A 16,729-nucleotide genomic window follows, 5' to 3' on the forward strand; every position below is an offset into this window, starting at 1 on the left:
TCCGGTGGGGGGATGGGGGGCGCGGGCCCGGCGTCTCAGCCCTTGACGGCGCCGGTGAGCATGCCCTTCTTGAAGTGTTTCTGGACGAACGGGGACAGCACGGCGACCGGTACGAGCGCCATCACCATCACCGCCATCTGCACGGACAGCTGGGAGAGCCGGCCCGTCTTGATCGCCTGGCCCATGCCGACGGGCGGCTCCTGCTTCTGGACCAGCTGGATCATGATGTTCTGGAGCGGCATCATGTCCTGGTCGCTCAGATAGATGGACGCGTTGAACCACGCGCTCCAGTACCCGACCGCGTAGAAGAGTGTGATCACCGCGATCACCGCACGCGACAGCGGCAGCACGATCGTCCACAGGATGCGCAGATCACCGGCGCCGTCGATCCGCGCGCTGTCGGTGAGTTCCGGCGAGATCCCCATGAAGAAGCCGCGCAACACCAGGATGTTGAAGACACTGACCGCGCTCGGCAGGATCAGCGCGAGATAGGTGTCGGTCAGCCCGAGGGTCTGCACCAGCAGATAGGTGGGGATCAGCCCGGCGCCGAAGAACATGGTGGCGAGCAGTGTCATCAGCATCCAGCGGTGCCCGAGCGATCCGGAGCGGGAGAGCCCGTACGCGCCGAGCACCGACACCGTCATCGAGAAGGCCGTACCGGCCAGGGTGACCCCCACACTGATCAGCGCGGCGCGGGTGACCTGGCCGCCGCTGAGGAGTTCCTGGTACGCGATGAAGGTGATCCCCCGGGGGACCAGTACCAGCCCGCCCGCCTCGTTGACGGTCTGCTTGGTGGAGAGGCTGGTGACGATCACGATCCACAGCGGGAAGAGGACCGCCAGACAGGCGGCGGCCAGCACGACCGCCTTGCCGGCGAGCCCGGCCCGGCCGGGCGGCTCCTCCCAGACGGGCCGGTCGGGCGCCGCCCACCGGCGGCCCGCCCGGGGCGGTGCGCCGGTCTTTCGTACCGGGGGAGTGGTCAGGGTGCTCACTTCTTGTACACCCCCTGCTCGCCCATCAGATGGGCGATCTTGTTGGCCGCGAGGACCAGCCCGAGGCTGACCACGCCCTTGACGATGCCGGCGGCGGCCGCGTAACCGAAGTCCTGGTTGCGCACACCGTTCCACCACACATAGGTGTCGAGGACCTCGGCGGCGCCCGGTCCCACCGCGTCGCGTTGCAGCAGGATCTGCTCGAAGCCGACGGTGAGCGCGTCACCCACCCGCAGCACCAGCAGCAGGGCGATCACCGGCCGCAGCGCGGGCAGTGTGACATGCCACATCCGGCGCCGGCGGCCCGCGCCGTCCATCGCGGCGGCCTCGTACAGATCGGGGCTCACCGAGGTCAGCGCGGCCAGAAAGACGATGATTCCCCAGCCCGCGTCCTTCCAGACGCCCTCGAACGTGACCAGGAACTTGAAGACCTCCGGGTCGGTCATGAGGTCGAAGCCCTCGTGGCCGCGCTCCCGCAGGGTCTGCGCGATGATGCCCGCGCCGCCGAAGATCTGCTGGAAGACGGTGATGACCAGCACCCAGGAGAAGAAGTGCGGCAGATACAGCACGGCCTGGGCGAAGGCCCGGATCCGGGGCCTGAGCACACTGTTGATGAGCAGCGCGAGCACGATCGGGACCGGGAAGAACAACACGAGCTGGAGGAGGAACAGCACCAGTGTGTTGGTCACCGCGTCCCAGAACGCGGAGTCCGCGAAGACCCGCTGGAACTGCTCGCCCCCGACCCAGGGGCTCTCCAGGATGGCGATGAGGCCGTTGTCGCTGATGTACGGGTCGTAGTCCTGGAAGGCCACGACATTGCCCAGGATGGGCAGGTAGTTGAAGACCAGGACGAGCAGGACGACCGGCACGGTCATCAGGATCAGGGCCCGGTCCTTGCGGAACCGGGTCCGCAGCGGGAGCCGGCCCGTGACATCGGGCCCGGCGCCCTTGGCCACCCGCGCGGTGGCACGTGTCCGGCGGGACGGGGCGGGCCCGTCCGCCCGCCCGTCGTGGGAGCCGTGTGCGGGGGGCGTGTGGTGTCCGTTGTCGGGTGTCCGGTCGGTGCCGGACGCGGTGCTGTGGGGCACTCCGTCACCCCTGCGGCGAACTGTCGTCCAGCAGCTTGCGGTACCAGTCGCGGAGCTGGTCGCCGCCCTTGCTCTTCCAGTCGGACACCGCCTGCTGCATGTCGCTGATCTTCTTCCGGCCGCGCACCACATCGTCCTCCAACTGCTCGAAGTCGTTGGAGAGATTGGTGTAGCGGGCGGGCTCGGTGATCTGGAGCCCGTAGAAGGAGGACTTCTCGGTGAAGGCGCCCATCCGCTGCTGCCACGCGACCTGCGCCGTGGTGATGTCGGGCAGATCGGGGTGGGCGAGCGTGGGCGGGGGGCCGTCGAGCATGACGTACGCGTTGACGACCTCGGTGTTGCCCCTGTCGTTCTTGACGGGCAGCCCGTCCTCGACGGTGTAGTGCACACCCTCCACGCCGTACTGCGTGAGCATGTACTCCTTGGTGCCGTACGGCGCGGCCGTCACATTGGCGGCGGCCAGCGCGTCCCGGACCACCGCATCGGACGCCTTGGCGCTGATGAACGACCAGATGTTGGCGGGCGATCCGGCCCACAGCGTCGGGTCGCCGCCGTCATGGCCGAAGAGGTCCATGCCCCAGATGACGACCCCGGTCCTCCGGGTGGCCTGTTCGGCGGTCTTTCCGTACCAGTGGGAGATGTCCTGGTTGTAGATCAGGGTCTCGCCGGAGGTGAAGCGCAGCCCGGGGTCGCCCTGGGTCCTGCCCGCCCTGGCGTCGGGGTGGACGTACCCCGCCGCGTACAGCTTGCGGGTCCACTCCAGCGCTTCGAGGTACGCGTCGGTCTCGACCCGGTAGACCAGTTCGCCGTCGACCAGGTTCCACCCGAGCGGCTTCTCGCTGCCGGAGAGCACCCCGAAGATATTGAACGCGGTCCACTTCATGTCGTCACAGGCCCAGCGCTTGGCCCTGGCGTTGGTGATGTCCTTCGCCAGCGCCAGGAACTCGTCCGCAGAGGTGGGGAGTTCGTACCCCTCCTGGTCGAAGACGTCCTTGCGGTAGAACGGCACGATGTTCGCCACGTACGAACTGGGCATCGGGATACCGCGCAGCCTGCCGCCGAAGAGAGAGCGCTGCCAGGACTCGGTGGGGATCGCCGCGAGGTTCGGGTACTCCTTGATCCTGTCACCCGAGAGATACGGCCCCAGATCGGCGAACTTGCTGATGACGGCGGACGGGATCCTGCCGCCCAGGTTCCAGCTGGGGATCACCACCATGTCGGGGATCTCGCTGGAGGCGAGCACCGCGCCGAGCTTCTGGTCGTAGGTGTTGCCGTCCTGGTTGTGCCAGACGAGATCGGCGCCGATCAGCTTGTTCATCGCGTCGTAGTACGGGTTCCGTGCCTTCGGCGGCGATCCCCAGAAGGGGGCCATCACCTTCACCGTGCTGCCCCTGCCGAGCGGCGTGGGGACCGATGTTTCGAGGTCCGCCGTCTTCAGCGGCCGGGTGAAACCGGCCGAGGAACCGTTCTTCGACGGGATGTCGGGGGTGACGACGTTCTGTGCCACGAAGGCCGGCAGGATCTTCTTCGCGTCCTTGCCGGAGGTGGTGCCTCCCCCCTTGCTGCTGCTCCCCGGGGCGCTGGAACAGGCGGAGAGCAGCGGTGCCCCGCCGGCCACCACCGCGGCGGCTACCGCCGTGGAGGAGAGAAAACTTCTCCGGCTCGGGGCGGAGGAGGACCTCGGCGTCATTGCGTCAACCCTTCGTGGTGCGCCGGACCATCCGGCGGAAACGCCCGCCGGTCGGCTGCGATGTCATGAGTGGAGATGCCATGAGTGGAACGGATGGAACCGGCCTGACGGGCCACGGGTAACGGGTGCGACGGGGAACGTCCACCGCTGGATCCGGCCGAAATCTGTCGAAGCGCTTCGATGTTGCTGCGAGGTTAAATGAACGCATCCGGAGGCACAAGAGTCGATCCCAAGATTCCTTACCCCTGGTAGGACCCTGTTCAACAGAGCGCAGAGAGAGCCATGTTGCCGGTCGGCTCCTCCGAAGTGCCGTTGTTCCGGGATGCCTTGACATCGGACGATCGGACTCGGAGCATCGAAGCGCTTCGAAAGCCCGCGGGTCCGGGGACCGTCCCGGTCGGTTTTCGGTGTGGTCGGCCATCCGGGCTCCTCCCACTCCTCCAAGGGGAAACTATCCGTGACTGCAGTCCAGCCGTTTTTCCGTGATCCGGGGTTTTCTCCTGGTGACCGTGTCGAGGATCTGCTTGCGCGGCTGTCGCTGGAGGAGAAGACCGCCATGCTCCATCAGTTCGCGCCTGCCGTGGAACGCCTTGGCGTCGCTGCTTTCCGTACCGGTCAGGAAGCACTGCACGGTGTCGCCTGGATGGGGCCCGCGACTGTCTTCCCGCAGGCGGTCGGGCTCGGCGCGACCTGGAACGAGGATCTGGTGCGCCGGATCGGGGAGGCCGTGTCCATCGAGGTACGTGCCCTGCGTACCCGTGACGGGCGCGTGGGCCTCAACGTCTGGGCCCCCACGGTCAATCTGCTGCGCCACCCCCTGTGGGGCCGTAACGAGGAGGGGTACGCGGAGGACCCGGTGCTGACCTCGGCCATCGCCGTCGCGTACACCCGGGGGCTGCGCGGTGACCACCCCGTCTACTGGCGTACCGCGCCGGTGCTCAAGCACTGGCTCGCCCACAACAATGAGACGGACCGGGACACCACGTCCTCCTCGATCCGCCCGCGGGTCCTGCACGAGTACGATCTGCGTGCTTTCCGGGGCGCTGTGGAGGCGGGCGCGGTGGCCGGTGTGATGCCCGCGTACAACCTGGTCAACGGGCGGCCCAACCATCTCTCGCCCGCCCTGCGCGAACACCTGCGCGGCTGGACCGAACGGGACCTCCTGGTCTGCTCCGACGCGGGCGCGCCCAGCAATCTCACCGACTCCGAGGCATACTTCGACACCCACGAGGAGGCCACGGCGGCGGCGCTGCGTGCGGGGGTCGACAGTTTCACCGACCACGGCACCGACTCCTCCGTCATGATTGGCCGGATCCGGGGCGCGCTGGCGCGGGGGCTGATCGGCGAGGACGACATCGACACGGCGGTACGGCGCCAGCTCGCGGTCCGCTTCTCGCTCGGTGAGTTCGATCCGGGCCTCGACCCGCACGCCGGCATCACCCCCGCCGACGGCTGGGACACCCCAGGGCACCGCGCGCTTGCCCGGGAGGCCGCGGAACAGGCTGTCGTCCTGCTCAAGAACGACGGCCTGCTGCCGCTCGCCCCGGGCAGCCGGATCGCGGTGGTCGGGCTGCTCGCCGACGAGTGCAAACTCGACTGGTACAGCGGCACTCTGATCCACCGTTCCACCCCGCTCGACGGTCTGTCCGAGCGCTTCGGTGCCGCGTGTGTCACCTATGCCGAGGGCGTGGACCGGGTGCGGCTGAGGATCACGGCGGGCGGCTGGGTACGCGTCCCCGAGCCCGGGACGCAGGACGGCGGCGCGGCGGCGGAGCGCGGCGCGGCGGGCGCCCTCGACCCGGCGCTGCTCGCGGGCCGCACCGACCTGCCCCCGCTGACCCGCGCCGACGACGAGGCCGGGGCGAGTGAACTGGCCCTGGCCGACTGGGGGAACGGGCTGCTCACCCTGCGCGCCCCCGACGGACGCTATCTCTCCGTGGCCGACGACGGTTATGTACGGGCCGCTGCGGACCAGCCCGGCGGCTGGGTGGTCCAGGAGAGCTTCCGGCTCGAACCGCACGACGGCGCGCATCTCCTTCTGCACCTGGGAACCGGTCGGTACGTATCAGCCGCCGCGGACGGTCTGAAGGTTGCCGAACACGGTGATCTGTTCGAGATCGTTGTCACGGAGCGTGGCGAGGATGCGGTGGCCCGCGCCGCCGCCGACGCCGAGGTGGTCGTCGTCGTGGCGGGCAACGATCCGCACCTGGGCGGCCGCGAGACCGAGGACCGCGCGACCCTCGCCCTGCCGGCCCACCAGGAGCGGCTGTGGCGGTCCGCCCACGCCGCCAACCCCCGTACGGTGCTGGTGCTCGCCTCGTCCTATCCCTATGCCGTACCGGACGCGCATGCCGCGCTGCCCGCCCTGCTGTGGACCGCTCACGGCGGCCAGGCCGCGGGCACCGCGCTCGCCGGGGTGCTGGCGGGCGATGTGTCCCCGGCCGGCCGGCTGCCGCAGACCTGGTACGCGGACGACGCGGATCTGCCGTCGCTGCTCGACTACGACATCATCGGATCGCGCCAGACGTATCTCTATTTCGACGGCACACCGCTGTACGCCTTCGGCCACGGACTGTCGTACTCCTCCTTCGGCTACGGCCGCCTGACGGTGCAGGTGACCGGCGAGTCGGTACGTGTCAGGGTCACCGTCACCAACACCGGTCCCCGGACCGCCGACGAGGTGGTGCAGTGGTACGTCCGCGAGGCGGCCCCCCAGGTCCGGCGTCCGTACCGCCAGCTCGTCGGGCACGCGCGCGTGCCGCTGGCCCCGGGGGAGTCCCGTACGGTCGAACTGACCGTGCCCCTGGCCGGGATCGGCTACTACGACGTGGCGCACGGGGAATGGACCGTACCGGGCGGGCTCCAGGTCTTCGAGGCGGGCGCGTCCAGCGCGGACATCCGCTGCTCGGCCGGGGTCACCCTCCCGGAGAACACCCCGCGGGCCCGGCCGGTGCTGAAGAACGGCCTGTCCGCCACCGACTACGACGAACAGACCGGCACCGTGATCGTGGACCGTACGAAGGTGTCGGGCGACGCCGTGACCCCGGACGGCGGAAAGGGCGAACTGCTCTTCCGCGCCTGCGACTTCGGGGACGGAACGGCTGCCGTCACCATCGAGGCGTCCGGGACGGGCACGGTCGCCCTCGCGCTGCCCGGGGGCGGAATCCTCGCCACGGCCGCGATCACGGGCAGCGGTGGCCCGTACGACTACATCACGGTACGCACCGGCCTGAGCCTCTCCGGAGTGCGGGACCTCCAGGCCACCCTGAGCGGCCCGATCCGCCTCGCACGCCTCGACTTCCCGGCCTGAGCCCGGCGGCTGCCCCCTCCGGGCGCGGGGCGATCCGCTCCGGCCACTACGGAGGCGGCGGGCGCGGCCCGGCAGCGGACTGTGAGTGGGCGTGTTAGTGGCAGGGGTTGTGTGTCAGCGGTGTTCGGTTGTTGATTGCCTGGTCATGCGCTGTGGACGTGTGCTGGTCTGCTGCCATGAGGTGACCAAATGGCTGCCGTTGAGCAGCTGGGGTGGGGCAGGTTCGCTGTCGTGGGGGTGGCTGTTCCTATCGGGGGTTTGTCGTAGGCCGATGTTGTCGGCATACCGCGACGAAGATCTTTCCAGGCGCTTGTGGACGAAGCCGAGGGCCGCAGAAGGCGCACAAGCCTGTCCTACGGATCCGGCTGCTCACCGACGCCGCAGTGCGTCGAGATGTGACGTAGGTCCATGATCGGCGGCGCTGGTGTCGCCGGAGGGGCTTCTGGCGAGGGTTGTTCCTATCGCTTCCGCTTGTGCCGTGTTGCGTTCCTCGTGCCGCCTTGCGGCCGCTTGGCGTTCGGGTGGATTGAGCGATGAAGCTCTGAGGGCGGCCGCAAGGACGACAAGATGGCCGTCTGAGCAGCATCAAGCGGTCCGGTGTGCCCGTCGTAACAAATATCGAGGAGCTTGCGGGTTGATTGGTCGTAGAGGAAGACGACGCCTCGCAGCAGACCGAGTTGGTGCTTCTTAGCTCGGAGGTAGTTGCGGAACCTCCTGTCCGTCTCTTCGGAATCGGCTCCAGCCGGATGGGTGGCCCACACGAACAGCCAGCCCTCTGCCGGGTCGACGCTGGCCGTGAGCGGCACGGTCAGGCTACGGCCCTCGGGGCTCGGACTGTCGAGGAGTTCGCTGCCGTGGCGGGCGAATTTGTGCTGCACGTCGGTTGCCCCAGACAGCAGCGTGGCGCCGATGCTCAGCCATCCAGTGACATTGCGGGACTGCAACTCGTCGACCAGTGGCGCGAGCGGTGATGGCACCATCGCCGGCTTGGGCGCCAGTGCTGAGCGCGCGCCGTCGCGGTCTTGGGTGTGGAACCACTGGTCCAGCGCATCGGTTCGGCTGGTCAGGAACGCAGGATTTCTTGTTCGGTAGCGGCGCAGTTCGGCTGTGGTCGGCTCGGGCAGGAAGGGGAACGCCGCACGCACCTGCACCGGGTCGGGTTCCACCCAAAGGCATGCCTCGAAGAAGTACAGGAACAGATCCATTTCGTCGGGCGCGTGGAACATCACGGTGACGTCGGGGTTGCGGCGCCGACGCAGGTACAGCAGGAACTCGGCCGGACGTGCCACCAGTCCGGTGATCAGCTCGAGATCGTGCAGAGATACCGTCCATGGAATGTTGCCCTCGGCCAGCAGGCCGGCCCGCACCAGCTCGGCGGTGGCAGTCAGGACCGTTGATAGGTCATCGAGACTGACGGCGATGGTGTGGATCTCACGGATTTGGCTGAGGTCGATCCATCCCTCGTTCTTGGTGCGGAGGCCGCCGTCCCGCTCGATGGCGTCGCGCATGCGCCCGGCCTGGTCGGCTGCTTTGGTGATGATGCCGGTCAGGTCGGTACGGATCCGTGCCGCCTTGCCTCCGCGGGATAGGGCGCTCAAAGCGACGGCCTTGTCCTCCACGATGATGGCGACATCGTCGAGGACGATGAGGTGGTCGCCCTCGGCCCGTTTGGTGTACTTCGACGGGTCGGCGGCCTCAGCTTCATCATCGCTCGCGGGTAGGTAGTACTCCAATCCGCGCCGGAAACGAGCGCCGGGAAGCACACGCTCCAGCGCGGCGTGTGTGCGGGATTCGAGAAGGTCTCCGCGATGCTTGGCGTACTGGCTCCACACCGGAGCTGTCTTCTTCAGGTGTTCCTCGATGTTCTCCCGCACAGCGAACACATTCAACGCCGGGTGCGGCAGCATCAGACGCCCGTCTGCGCCCACGATGAGTGGCCGTGTTCGCAGCGGGTTCCTTCCGCTGGTGAACGCCTCGACGACATCTATCGGACTGTCCGTCCCCAGGTCCAGGCGGAACCGCTCGACAACGGCCCGGACACATTCTTCCGGCAGGCTCGTATGCGCAACGATGTCGTCGATCGTGACAGTGGCCTGCTCGGCAGGTGGCTCGAACATCGACGTGACGCTGAGCATGGCCTGCTCCGTCAGTTGCCTGTTCGCCCGGCCTTCGTCCTCCGCCGCCATCGCATCCAGGACCGCATTGCCCATCGCCTCAATGCGGTCGTTCAGTCTGTCCTGCTGCAGGTCGTGGCAGGCGTTGAGGACGGCTATTGCATCCGCGGCGTCGAAGCCCAGTTGCGCCTGCAGGGCTGCGCGGACGCTCTCAACGCCGTCAAGGAGCGCCAGATTGGTTTACTCTACCATTTCCGGATATGACGGATTGCGCATCCATACTTCGGCGCCCCGAATGAACAAAGACACCGTGGCGAGCTTGTCGTTCGGGTCAGCACGCGCGAATGAACGCAGCTGAGCAAGGTGGAGGACCTTGCTCAGCTCTTCCTTCGCGCTGGAGACGAAGTGGCTCATCTCCTGAAATCCGGCTTCGGGCCCGACCGTCGTCCCTGCCTCCTGCCGGGCGGTCAGAGCAATCAGCGCCAGCAGTTCGACGTAGACCGCGCCCGCTTCCGCAGTGACAGGTATCTCGCCCTCGCGGGCCATCGGCAAGAATCGCTGACGAGCCACCTCGATAAGCCGCATCGCGTCGAAACGCCGCACCTCCACGACGAACTCCTCGATCGCCGTGGCGAAGGCCGCGTCAGCCTCAGATGCAGGGTCGTCGTCAGTGAAGGAGGCCATGAGCGTGGTCATGGTGGTCAAGGAATCCGCTATGACCTGCGCGTGCGGATCGAGCACCAGCGTCTCCGGCACGGAACGGCGATGTCTCTTGTTGCGCGCTTCGCGTCGCTTCGTGCGGGAGCCCATGGGGCACTTCACCACACAATACGGGCGGCCAGCAAAGGATTTGGCGTTGCACAGCAGCCACTTTCGACAGCTGTCTGCGGTTAGCCGGGTGGTCGGCGGTCGCGGGTGGGAGACCGCTGCTGTCATGGGGTGACCGGGTGGCTGTCACGGTGCGGCTAGCAGATCGCGGCCCGGCTGTGTTGGGTTTGCCGGTCTTCGTGTGGAGGGGGTGGCCGGGGCGGTGGGGTTGGCCTTGTGACGGGTTCGGGAACCCCGGTGGGGGAGACGGCGCCGGGTCCGCCTGGTTCGGCGGAGGCCGGGCAGGTGGAGCGGGCTGTGGTGGTGCGGCGGCTGCTCGTGGTGGACCGGGGGGAGGGCGGTCTGTCGTCGTTGCACGTGCGGATCGCGGCCGGTTTGGCGGGCGTGACGGAGCGGACGGTATGGCGGTGGCTGGCCGAGGGACGCGAGGGGCGGCTGGAGGCGCGGCCACGGCAGGGCGGGTTCGTGGTGGGGGACGCCTTGTGGGAGGTGCTGACCCAGGCGGGCGGGAACGTCGCCGAACTGCGCCGAACGATGCTCCGGGCGCAGGACGAGGGCGTCCTGGAGCACTGGGGGGCGGAGTTTGTGCCGTCCTTGGCGACCCTGCACCGTGCGATCAAGGACGAGTTGCGGGCGGGCCGGGTGCTTCAGGTCGCCCGGGCGGCGTCGGGCCGGGTGGAGCCGAGCCGGTACGACCGGGCGCTGGCCGAACTCGGCTTCGCAGAGGGTGCGAACGGTCCGCCGGTCGTGGACGGCCCGGATGCCATGCCGTCCGGCACGGGCGGTGAACAGCGGCCCGGCGTGGTGAAGACCGCTTCGCGTACCCGGGTGTCGGGTGGAGTGCGCCTGTACGCGCCGGGAGCGCGGCTGGTGTCCACGCGGCAGGTGGCCGGGGTGGTGGAGGCGGTGGGGCATACGGTCGCCGCGCGGGGGATCGGCTGTGTGTACGGGGACACGGGGCTGGGGAAGACGGTCGCGGTCGAGCAGGCTCTGCATCTGCTGCCTGCCCGGGTGCCGGTGTGGCGGGCGGTGGTGGGAGTCAGGCCCGGGCTGCCGCAGGTGCGGGCCGCGTTGTGCGAGGCGCTGGGACTGCCGTCGGGGTCCTTGACCCACCGGGCCGGACCGGCCGACCAAGCGCTGGCTGAGGCGCTGGCTGAGCCGGGTGTGCTGTTCCTCGACGACGCGCAGCGTCTGTCGCCGCCGGTGCTGGACTACCTGCGGCAGCTGTGGGACTCGCCGGGCTGTGCGGCTGCCCTGGTGCTGTGCGGGGCGGGCAGCGAGCGGGCGCTGGCCCGAGCCGCGGCGATGCGTTCCCGGGTTCTGACCTGGCACCAGGTCAGCCGCCTCGACACGCAGGACGTACCGCGGACGCTGGGTCTGTTCCACCCGGTGTGGGAGGACGCTGACCCGGCCGACCTGGGGCGGGCGGATGAGCAGACCGCCCGCGGCAACTTCCGTACCTGGGCGAAGATCACCTCGCATGTCTGTGCAGCCCGGGGCCGCGACCCCGGTGCGGGTGTGGATCGGGACGCGATCGACCAGGCCTGCGCCCGGCTCGGTCCGTACTCATGACCGCCACTCTCACGCGCCCGGGACGCATCGGTTCCGGCGGCAGAGAACCTCACCCCGTTCGGCAAGGAGGGAAACGGCGAGATGACGGACAGCGGATCGAGGGACACCAACGGCGGCCACGGCGTTGACGCGGGAGGACAGTGGCCGCCACCGTCGGGGGATCCGGCCGGCGTGCTCGGAAAGCAGTCGCTGGTTGCGCTGCGGGCGCCGGCGGTGCGCCGCCTGCTGGCGCTGAGGGCCCGGGGCGGTCTATCGCGGCAGCACGTGCGGCTGGCGGGGGAGTGCCTGGGGGCATCGGAGCGCACGGTGTGGCGGTGGCTGGCTGAGGCGTCCCGGAGCCCGGCGGCGGCTGCGCACCCCGGAGCCCGCCACACGAGCAGGTTCGAGATCACCGCGGAAATCCGGGTGCTGCTGGCGTACTGGCACGGCAACGCCTCCGCAGTCCACCGCCAGCTCGTGGAGCGCGCCGCGGCCGAGGCCGGGGGCGTACGCACGCAGACGTCCGGCACTGCCGTGTCCGTCCCGCCGGGCCTTGTGGCTGTGCCGGGCGGGGCAGCCCTGTCGCAGGTGCCGCTGCTGGATCCGGTCCCGTCCCTGTCGACGTTCCTGCGCGCGCTGCGCCGCGATCTGACGGCGGGGGAGCGCGCCGGTCTCGCCAGCGGACCGGAGGCAGCACGCGCCCATGACGTGTTCGGCAAGCGGCCGGCGTCATGGCGCAACTACGCCTGGGAGACTGACCACGTCCAGGCCCCGCTGCTGGTCGACGCTGACGGCGACCTGGTGCGCCCGTGGATCACCTGGTTCATCGACACCGCCACTAAGGTCATCACCGGTACCGCTGTCACCCCGGGCCATCCCTCCCGCGCGTCGGTACTGGCTGCTTTGCGCGCCGCAGTGGTGCGGGACGATCCCTACGGCCCGGCCGGGGGAGTGCCGGAGCTGGTGAGGATGGACCGGGGCAAGGACTTCCTGTCGGCCGCCGTAACCACCGCGCTCGGTGCGATGGGTGTGACGGTCAAGGACTTGCCCGCCTACAGCCCGCATCTGAAAGGCACGGTGGAAAGCCTCAACCGGGCTGCGGACCGGATGCTGTTCGCCGCCCTGCCCGGCTACACCGCCGGGCCCACCAGGCCCCGCTCGGAGCGGCGCGGACGTCCCGCGGGGGCGCTGTCCGCCCTGTCGTTCCAGGACTTCACCGCAGAGGTCCTGGAGTGGACGAACTGGTGGAACACCGCGCACCGCCCGAAAGCCCTGTCGGGCCGTACGCCGCTGGAGGCGTGGCAGGCTGATCCGACCCCTGTCACCGACATCCCCGCCGCCGACCTGTGGGCCTTCACCCTCGAGGACGACGGTCGGCCCCGGAAGCTGACCAGCCACGGCGTGAGCTGGCGCGGCCGCACCTACACCGCCGCGTGGATGACCGGCCAGGCCGGCCGCCAGGTCCGCGTGCGCTACATGCCCCACCACGACCACGGGATCGAGGTCTGCGACGCCCGCGGCCGCCACCTCGGCCCGGCGAACCTCGCGGACGCGGCCACCCCCGAGCAACTGCAGGCGCTGCGCGAGGCACGCGCGGAGCGCGCCCGGCGCCTGCGGGCCGACACGAAGGCCGCCGAACGCCTGCGCCGCCAGCGCTTCGCCCCCACCACCAGCGCGGAGCCCGCCCAGCGGCTGGGAGCCGTCACGGCCGCCCAGGCCGAGCGTGAACTCGCCGCCTCCGACTACACCGACGTCGCACGGCTGGCACTTCCCGACTTGATCCCGCCCGCCCCGCCTCCGGCGTACTGGCGCACCCCGCCCGCCCTCGCGGCCGGCACAGCGCCAGCCCCGCCCGCCTCCGCTCCAGCCGACCCGTCAGCGGACGTTGCGCCGGAGCCCGACTCCCGACCCGCAGGAGACGCCACGTGACCGCGGCCACCTACCAGTACGTCGACCTGCCCGACGCTTCCGTGGTCACCACCCGGGCCCTGCTCACCGCACGGGAGAACATCGGCGATACGGTCGCCGCCCGCGCGATGATGTGTATCCACGGTGGCGCCGGCTTCGGCAAGACGCTCGCGGTCAACACCTGCCTGCGCGAACTCCAACCGGGCGAGGATGTCCGCAAGATCACCTTCCGCGCCCGCCCCACCGCCCGGGCCGTGCGCTACGAGCTGTTCACCGCGCTCGACCTGGTCGGCGAGCCGCCGCGCCACCCCAGCGAATTCGACCGTCTGCTCAAGACCGCCCTGGCCGAGCGCCCCCGCACCTTTCTGGTCGATGAGGCCCAGTGGCTCAACGGGGAGGCGTTCGAGTACTTCCGTTACCTGTGGGACGAACCCTCCACCCAGCTGGCGATCATCTTCGTCGGTGGGGAGGGCTGCCATACCGTGCTGCGCCGCGAACCGATGCTCTCCTCCCGCATCTTCATCTGGCAGCACTTCACCCGCCTCGCCCCCAGCGAGGTCCTCGACGTCATCCCGCTGTTCCACCCGGTCTGGGCCGATGCCGACCCCGACGACATCACGTTCGCCGACAGTCACGCCGCGCACGGCAACTTCCGCGCCTGGGCCCAGCTGACCGCGCACACCCGCACCGCCCTGGCACGCACCGGCCGCCCCCGCGTGGATCAGGAACTGCTGCGCTGGGCCTTCAGCCGCCTTGGCTGACCACCACACCACCATGCCTCACGCCACGCGGCCGCCGTCCGTCACCGTGGTCATCGACCGCGATGACGACGTCATCCACACCCACACCGCCCTGGCCGCCCACCACCCGCCTTCCGGCCGGATCACCCTGCACCCCGGCCCGGGCACTACCAGCGAAACCGGCCTCGCCCACGACCTTCTCGACGCCCTGGGCAAACCGCCCCTACTCACCGGGCGCTTCCCCGCCGGGCGCCAGCCCGCCTGGGAAGCCGCCACGGCCTGGATCACCGCCCTGCCCGTCACCCGGCTGACCGTCCTGCGCGCCCACCGCCTCACCACCCGCCGCACGATGCGCCTCCTCCAGCTACAGACCCTCACTGGTATCCACCTGACCCTGGTCTGCCACCGCCCCCGCCTTCCCGCCGCCCTGTACCAGGCCCTGCGGACGGCCGACTACTCCCTCACCACCGACCTCTACGCGGCCCGCCGCCACTACTACGGCATGCCTATCGCCGAACCCCCGCCTCCAGATGAGTCCGCCGGGACGGCCGGCCGGTGGCCCACGCTGCCCGCACTGGACCGCCTCATCTCCTACGACAGCCCCCGCCCCTGCACCGATCCGTGCACCCCGCCCCCGATCATCTGGCGGCACCGCCCACCGCCCGTGCCTCTCACCGCGCACACCGCCCAGAAAGTCGCCCACCGACTGCACGCGGCGACCGCACATCCTGGCCTGGCCGCGGCTGTTGCCGCCGCGCTGTTCACCGGCGCCTCCCTCCAGCAACTCGCGACCGCACGCCCCCGCGACTACGACACCGCCGCGGCCACGCTCACCCTCCACGACCGCGCCCGCTACACCGACGGCTGCGCCGCCCACCCCGTACCACCCTGGGCGGGCGTTTTCCTGCGGGCCGCGGCCCGCTTCACTCGGCTCGTCTCCGACGAGGACCAGGAACTGCTCGCCGCGCCAGGTGACCGTGCGCACCTGCTGCGCGTGGCGGAGACGGCCAAGCTGCGCCCGCCCCAACCGCCCGCAGCCCGCCGCGAAGGCCCGGTCGGCCGTGTGGAGTGGGACTGGCGCGAGCGGCAGGAAGCCGAGCGGTACGAAGCCGTGCCGACCAGTCGCATCAGGCCCTCACGACGCTGAAACACCCTGACGCGGTCGCTCGAAGGGGCAGGCTCAGCCGATCGAGAAGTCGGCGGACTCGACGCCGCTGAAGACGATGTGCAGACCGTGGGCCCGGCGGCCCCATTCGCGGAAGTAGGCGTGTCCCAGCGCGCGGGCGAGGATCACCGTCTGCTGCTGTTCGCCCGCGCCGGCGTCCCGGGCGGCGAACAGCTCCCGGGCTACCTCTCCCGGCAGGTCCTGGGTGATCCACCGCACCCGGGGGTCGTCAGAGGAGCCTGCAGGAGCCGCGAACCCGAATCGCGCCCTGGTATGGAAGACGAAGCCCTCCGCCTCTGCCTGGGCACGTCGACGGGCCCGTATTCGGGGCTGCCACCGGGCCAGGACCGCTTCCTCGATCGCCTGCACCTGCAGCGGACCCGGCGGACGACGCGCTCCTGGCTTCTTCGTCACCCACCGCTGCACGGTGCGCTGCGACACCTCCAGCACGGTGGCGACCTGCCGAGTGGAACCACCGTGTGATGCCAGCAGAAACCGCAGGCGGGCCTCGGTGCTTGCAGGAACGGGCCGGGTGCGTAACGCGCGCTCCAACCCCTGCTCGATCTGTCCCACATCCGCCTCTCGAAGCGGCCAGCCGCCAGGGCAGGCATCTGCAGTCCGTCGTGTCAGTTCTCCCACGTCGCCTGCCCCTGCCTGCCCGTTCTTGCATTCTCGGGACAGCACTGGCTGCCGCAAGATATGAGCCCTTGGACAAGCACCGGCGACAAGCCGACGGCACGGGTCACGACAAAGTCGCCAGCGTCCCGGTGCTGTCCTTCGGCACGCACATGAGCCATCGATCCGTACGCGGACAGCGCCATTGCCCTGGTCGCCCGCATCTCCGGGCGAGGGCGAAGAGCCGGCGGCCGAGCCGGTATCCTGCCCGCGGGGCTGACGCCCTGGGCTTCGCCGACGCCCACACCGCATCCGGACACCCACACTGCCCGGACCACTGGTGGAAGGTCTTCCGGGATCGACGGACCGCTTGACGAGCACCTTGAGGATCCATCGAGCCGGGGTTGCCGTGTGGGGGCGAGGACCCGGTGCCGAGAGGACCCGTCCATGACCAAACGCACCACCGAGCAGCAGCGCGCCCGCGAACTCCAGCGCACCGCACGCGAGCAGGGCACAGACCTCGGCTACCACGAAGCCCTCAACTGGGTACGGGAAGCCACCGAGACACAGGCCAAGTTTCCGGGCAAAATCGCCGTCCCTGTGCCGCACGACCACTGCGTCATGATCTTCGAACCGTGTCAACGGCCTCGTAGTGCTCCCCGTGGGCGGCCAGTGATCTTCCCCGCTGGTGGCCTCGTGGGTGTCCCTGGTGGCGGCCAGATAATCTC

At 69.7% G+C, this 16,729-nt stretch carries 12 protein-coding genes; 6 read left to right on the plus strand and 6 right to left on the minus strand.

Features of this window, described 5'->3' with window-relative positions; translation table 11 throughout:
- Positions 1-35: 35 nt before the first annotated feature.
- From ACIP8W_RS25935 to ACIP8W_RS25945, 3 genes are read right to left on the minus strand one after another with little or no spacing between them, the layout of a single operon-like run.
- Positions 36-992 (minus strand): carbohydrate ABC transporter permease, encoded by a 957-nt coding sequence (locus ACIP8W_RS25935; RefSeq protein WP_402154076.1) that lies wholly within the window; start codon positions 990-992, stop codon positions 36-38.
- Complete coding sequence (locus ACIP8W_RS25940; RefSeq protein ID WP_402204808.1) at positions 989-2,080, minus strand: ABC transporter permease; 1,092 nt, start codon at positions 2,078-2,080, stop codon at positions 989-991. The genes ACIP8W_RS25935 and ACIP8W_RS25940 overlap by 4 nt, the downstream gene beginning before the upstream one ends.
- Positions 2,081-2,084: 4 nt before the next feature.
- A complete protein-coding gene (locus ACIP8W_RS25945; RefSeq protein WP_402204810.1) occupies positions 2,085-3,770 on the minus strand; it encodes an extracellular solute-binding protein in 1,686 nt (561 codons plus the stop codon).
- Positions 3,771-4,227: 457 nt separating this feature from the next.
- Here ACIP8W_RS25945 and ACIP8W_RS25950 point away from each other — a divergent pair, with 457 nt between their 5' ends.
- A complete protein-coding gene (locus ACIP8W_RS25950) occupies positions 4,228-7,080 on the plus strand; it encodes a glycoside hydrolase family 3 C-terminal domain-containing protein (protein WP_402204812.1) in 2,853 nt (950 codons plus the stop codon).
- A 458-nt stretch (positions 7,081-7,538) separates the two neighbouring features.
- Here ACIP8W_RS25950 and ACIP8W_RS25955 read toward each other — a convergent pair whose 3' ends face one another.
- Together ACIP8W_RS25955 and ACIP8W_RS25960 are read right to left on the minus strand one after the other, a co-directional pair.
- Entirely contained in the window at positions 7,539-9,290 is a 1,752-nt protein-coding gene (locus ACIP8W_RS25955) for a preprotein translocase subunit SecA (protein ID WP_402204814.1), read from the minus strand.
- A gap of 144 nt (positions 9,291-9,434) precedes the next feature.
- A complete protein-coding gene (locus tag ACIP8W_RS25960) occupies positions 9,435-9,950 on the minus strand; it encodes a hypothetical protein (protein ID WP_402204816.1) in 516 nt (171 codons plus the stop codon).
- Positions 9,951-10,307: 357 nt separating this feature from the next.
- Here ACIP8W_RS25960 and ACIP8W_RS25965 point away from each other — a divergent pair, with 357 nt between their 5' ends.
- The 4 genes from ACIP8W_RS25965 to ACIP8W_RS25980 all read left to right on the plus strand — a co-directional run bounded on the left by ACIP8W_RS25965 (position 10,308) and on the right by ACIP8W_RS25980 (position 15,368).
- Positions 10,308-11,594: an AAA family ATPase gene (locus ACIP8W_RS25965; RefSeq protein ID WP_402204818.1), complete on the plus strand. Its 1,287-nt coding sequence runs from the start codon at positions 10,308-10,310 to the stop codon at positions 11,592-11,594.
- A gap of 81 nt (positions 11,595-11,675) precedes the next feature.
- A complete protein-coding gene (locus ACIP8W_RS25970; RefSeq protein WP_402204819.1) occupies positions 11,676-13,502 on the plus strand; it encodes a Mu transposase C-terminal domain-containing protein in 1,827 nt (608 codons plus the stop codon).
- Positions 13,499-14,242 carry an AAA family ATPase gene (locus tag ACIP8W_RS25975; RefSeq protein WP_402204821.1) on the plus strand — a complete coding sequence of 248 codons (744 nt, stop codon included), beginning with the start codon at positions 13,499-13,501 and terminating at the stop codon, positions 14,240-14,242. Before ACIP8W_RS25970 ends, ACIP8W_RS25975 begins: the two co-directional genes overlap by 4 nt.
- Positions 14,243-14,255: 13 nt before the next feature.
- Positions 14,256-15,368, plus strand: a complete 1,113-nt coding sequence (locus tag ACIP8W_RS25980) for a hypothetical protein (RefSeq protein ID WP_402204823.1) — start codon at positions 14,256-14,258, stop codon at positions 15,366-15,368.
- Between the two features lie 33 nt (positions 15,369-15,401).
- On the opposite strand, the gene tpg is transcribed toward ACIP8W_RS25980, so the two are convergent.
- On the minus strand, positions 15,402-15,959 hold the full coding sequence (gene tpg, locus ACIP8W_RS25985; protein ID WP_402204825.1) for a telomere-protecting terminal protein Tpg: 558 nt from the start codon (positions 15,957-15,959) through the stop codon (positions 15,402-15,404).
- Between the two features lie 489 nt (positions 15,960-16,448).
- Here tpg and ACIP8W_RS25990 point away from each other — a divergent pair.
- Positions 16,449-16,729, plus strand: a 281-nt coding sequence (locus ACIP8W_RS25990) for a hypothetical protein (protein ID WP_402204827.1), incomplete at its 3' end; no start/stop codon positions are given.

The sequence above is a fragment of the Streptomyces sp. NPDC088554 genome, assembly GCF_044752945.1.
Classification (GTDB): domain Bacteria; phylum Actinomycetota; class Actinomycetes; order Streptomycetales; family Streptomycetaceae; genus Streptomyces.

Bases quoted from the DNA above. Each gene is read 5' to 3' on its own strand.
- ACIP8W_RS25945 (WP_402204810.1), bottom strand. From the start codon at position 3,770: ATGACGCCGAGGTCCTCCTCCGCCCCGAGCCGGAGAAGTTTTCTCTCC.
- ACIP8W_RS25955 (WP_402204814.1), bottom strand. From the start codon at position 9,290: ATGGGCAATGCGGTCCTGGATGCGATGGCGGCGGAGGACGAAGGCCGG.
- ACIP8W_RS25970 (WP_402204819.1), top strand. From the start codon at position 11,676: ATGACGGACAGCGGATCGAGGGACACCAACGGCGGCCACGGCGTTGAC.
- ACIP8W_RS25980 (WP_402204823.1), top strand. From the start codon at position 14,256: ATGCCTCACGCCACGCGGCCGCCGTCCGTCACCGTGGTCATCGACCGC.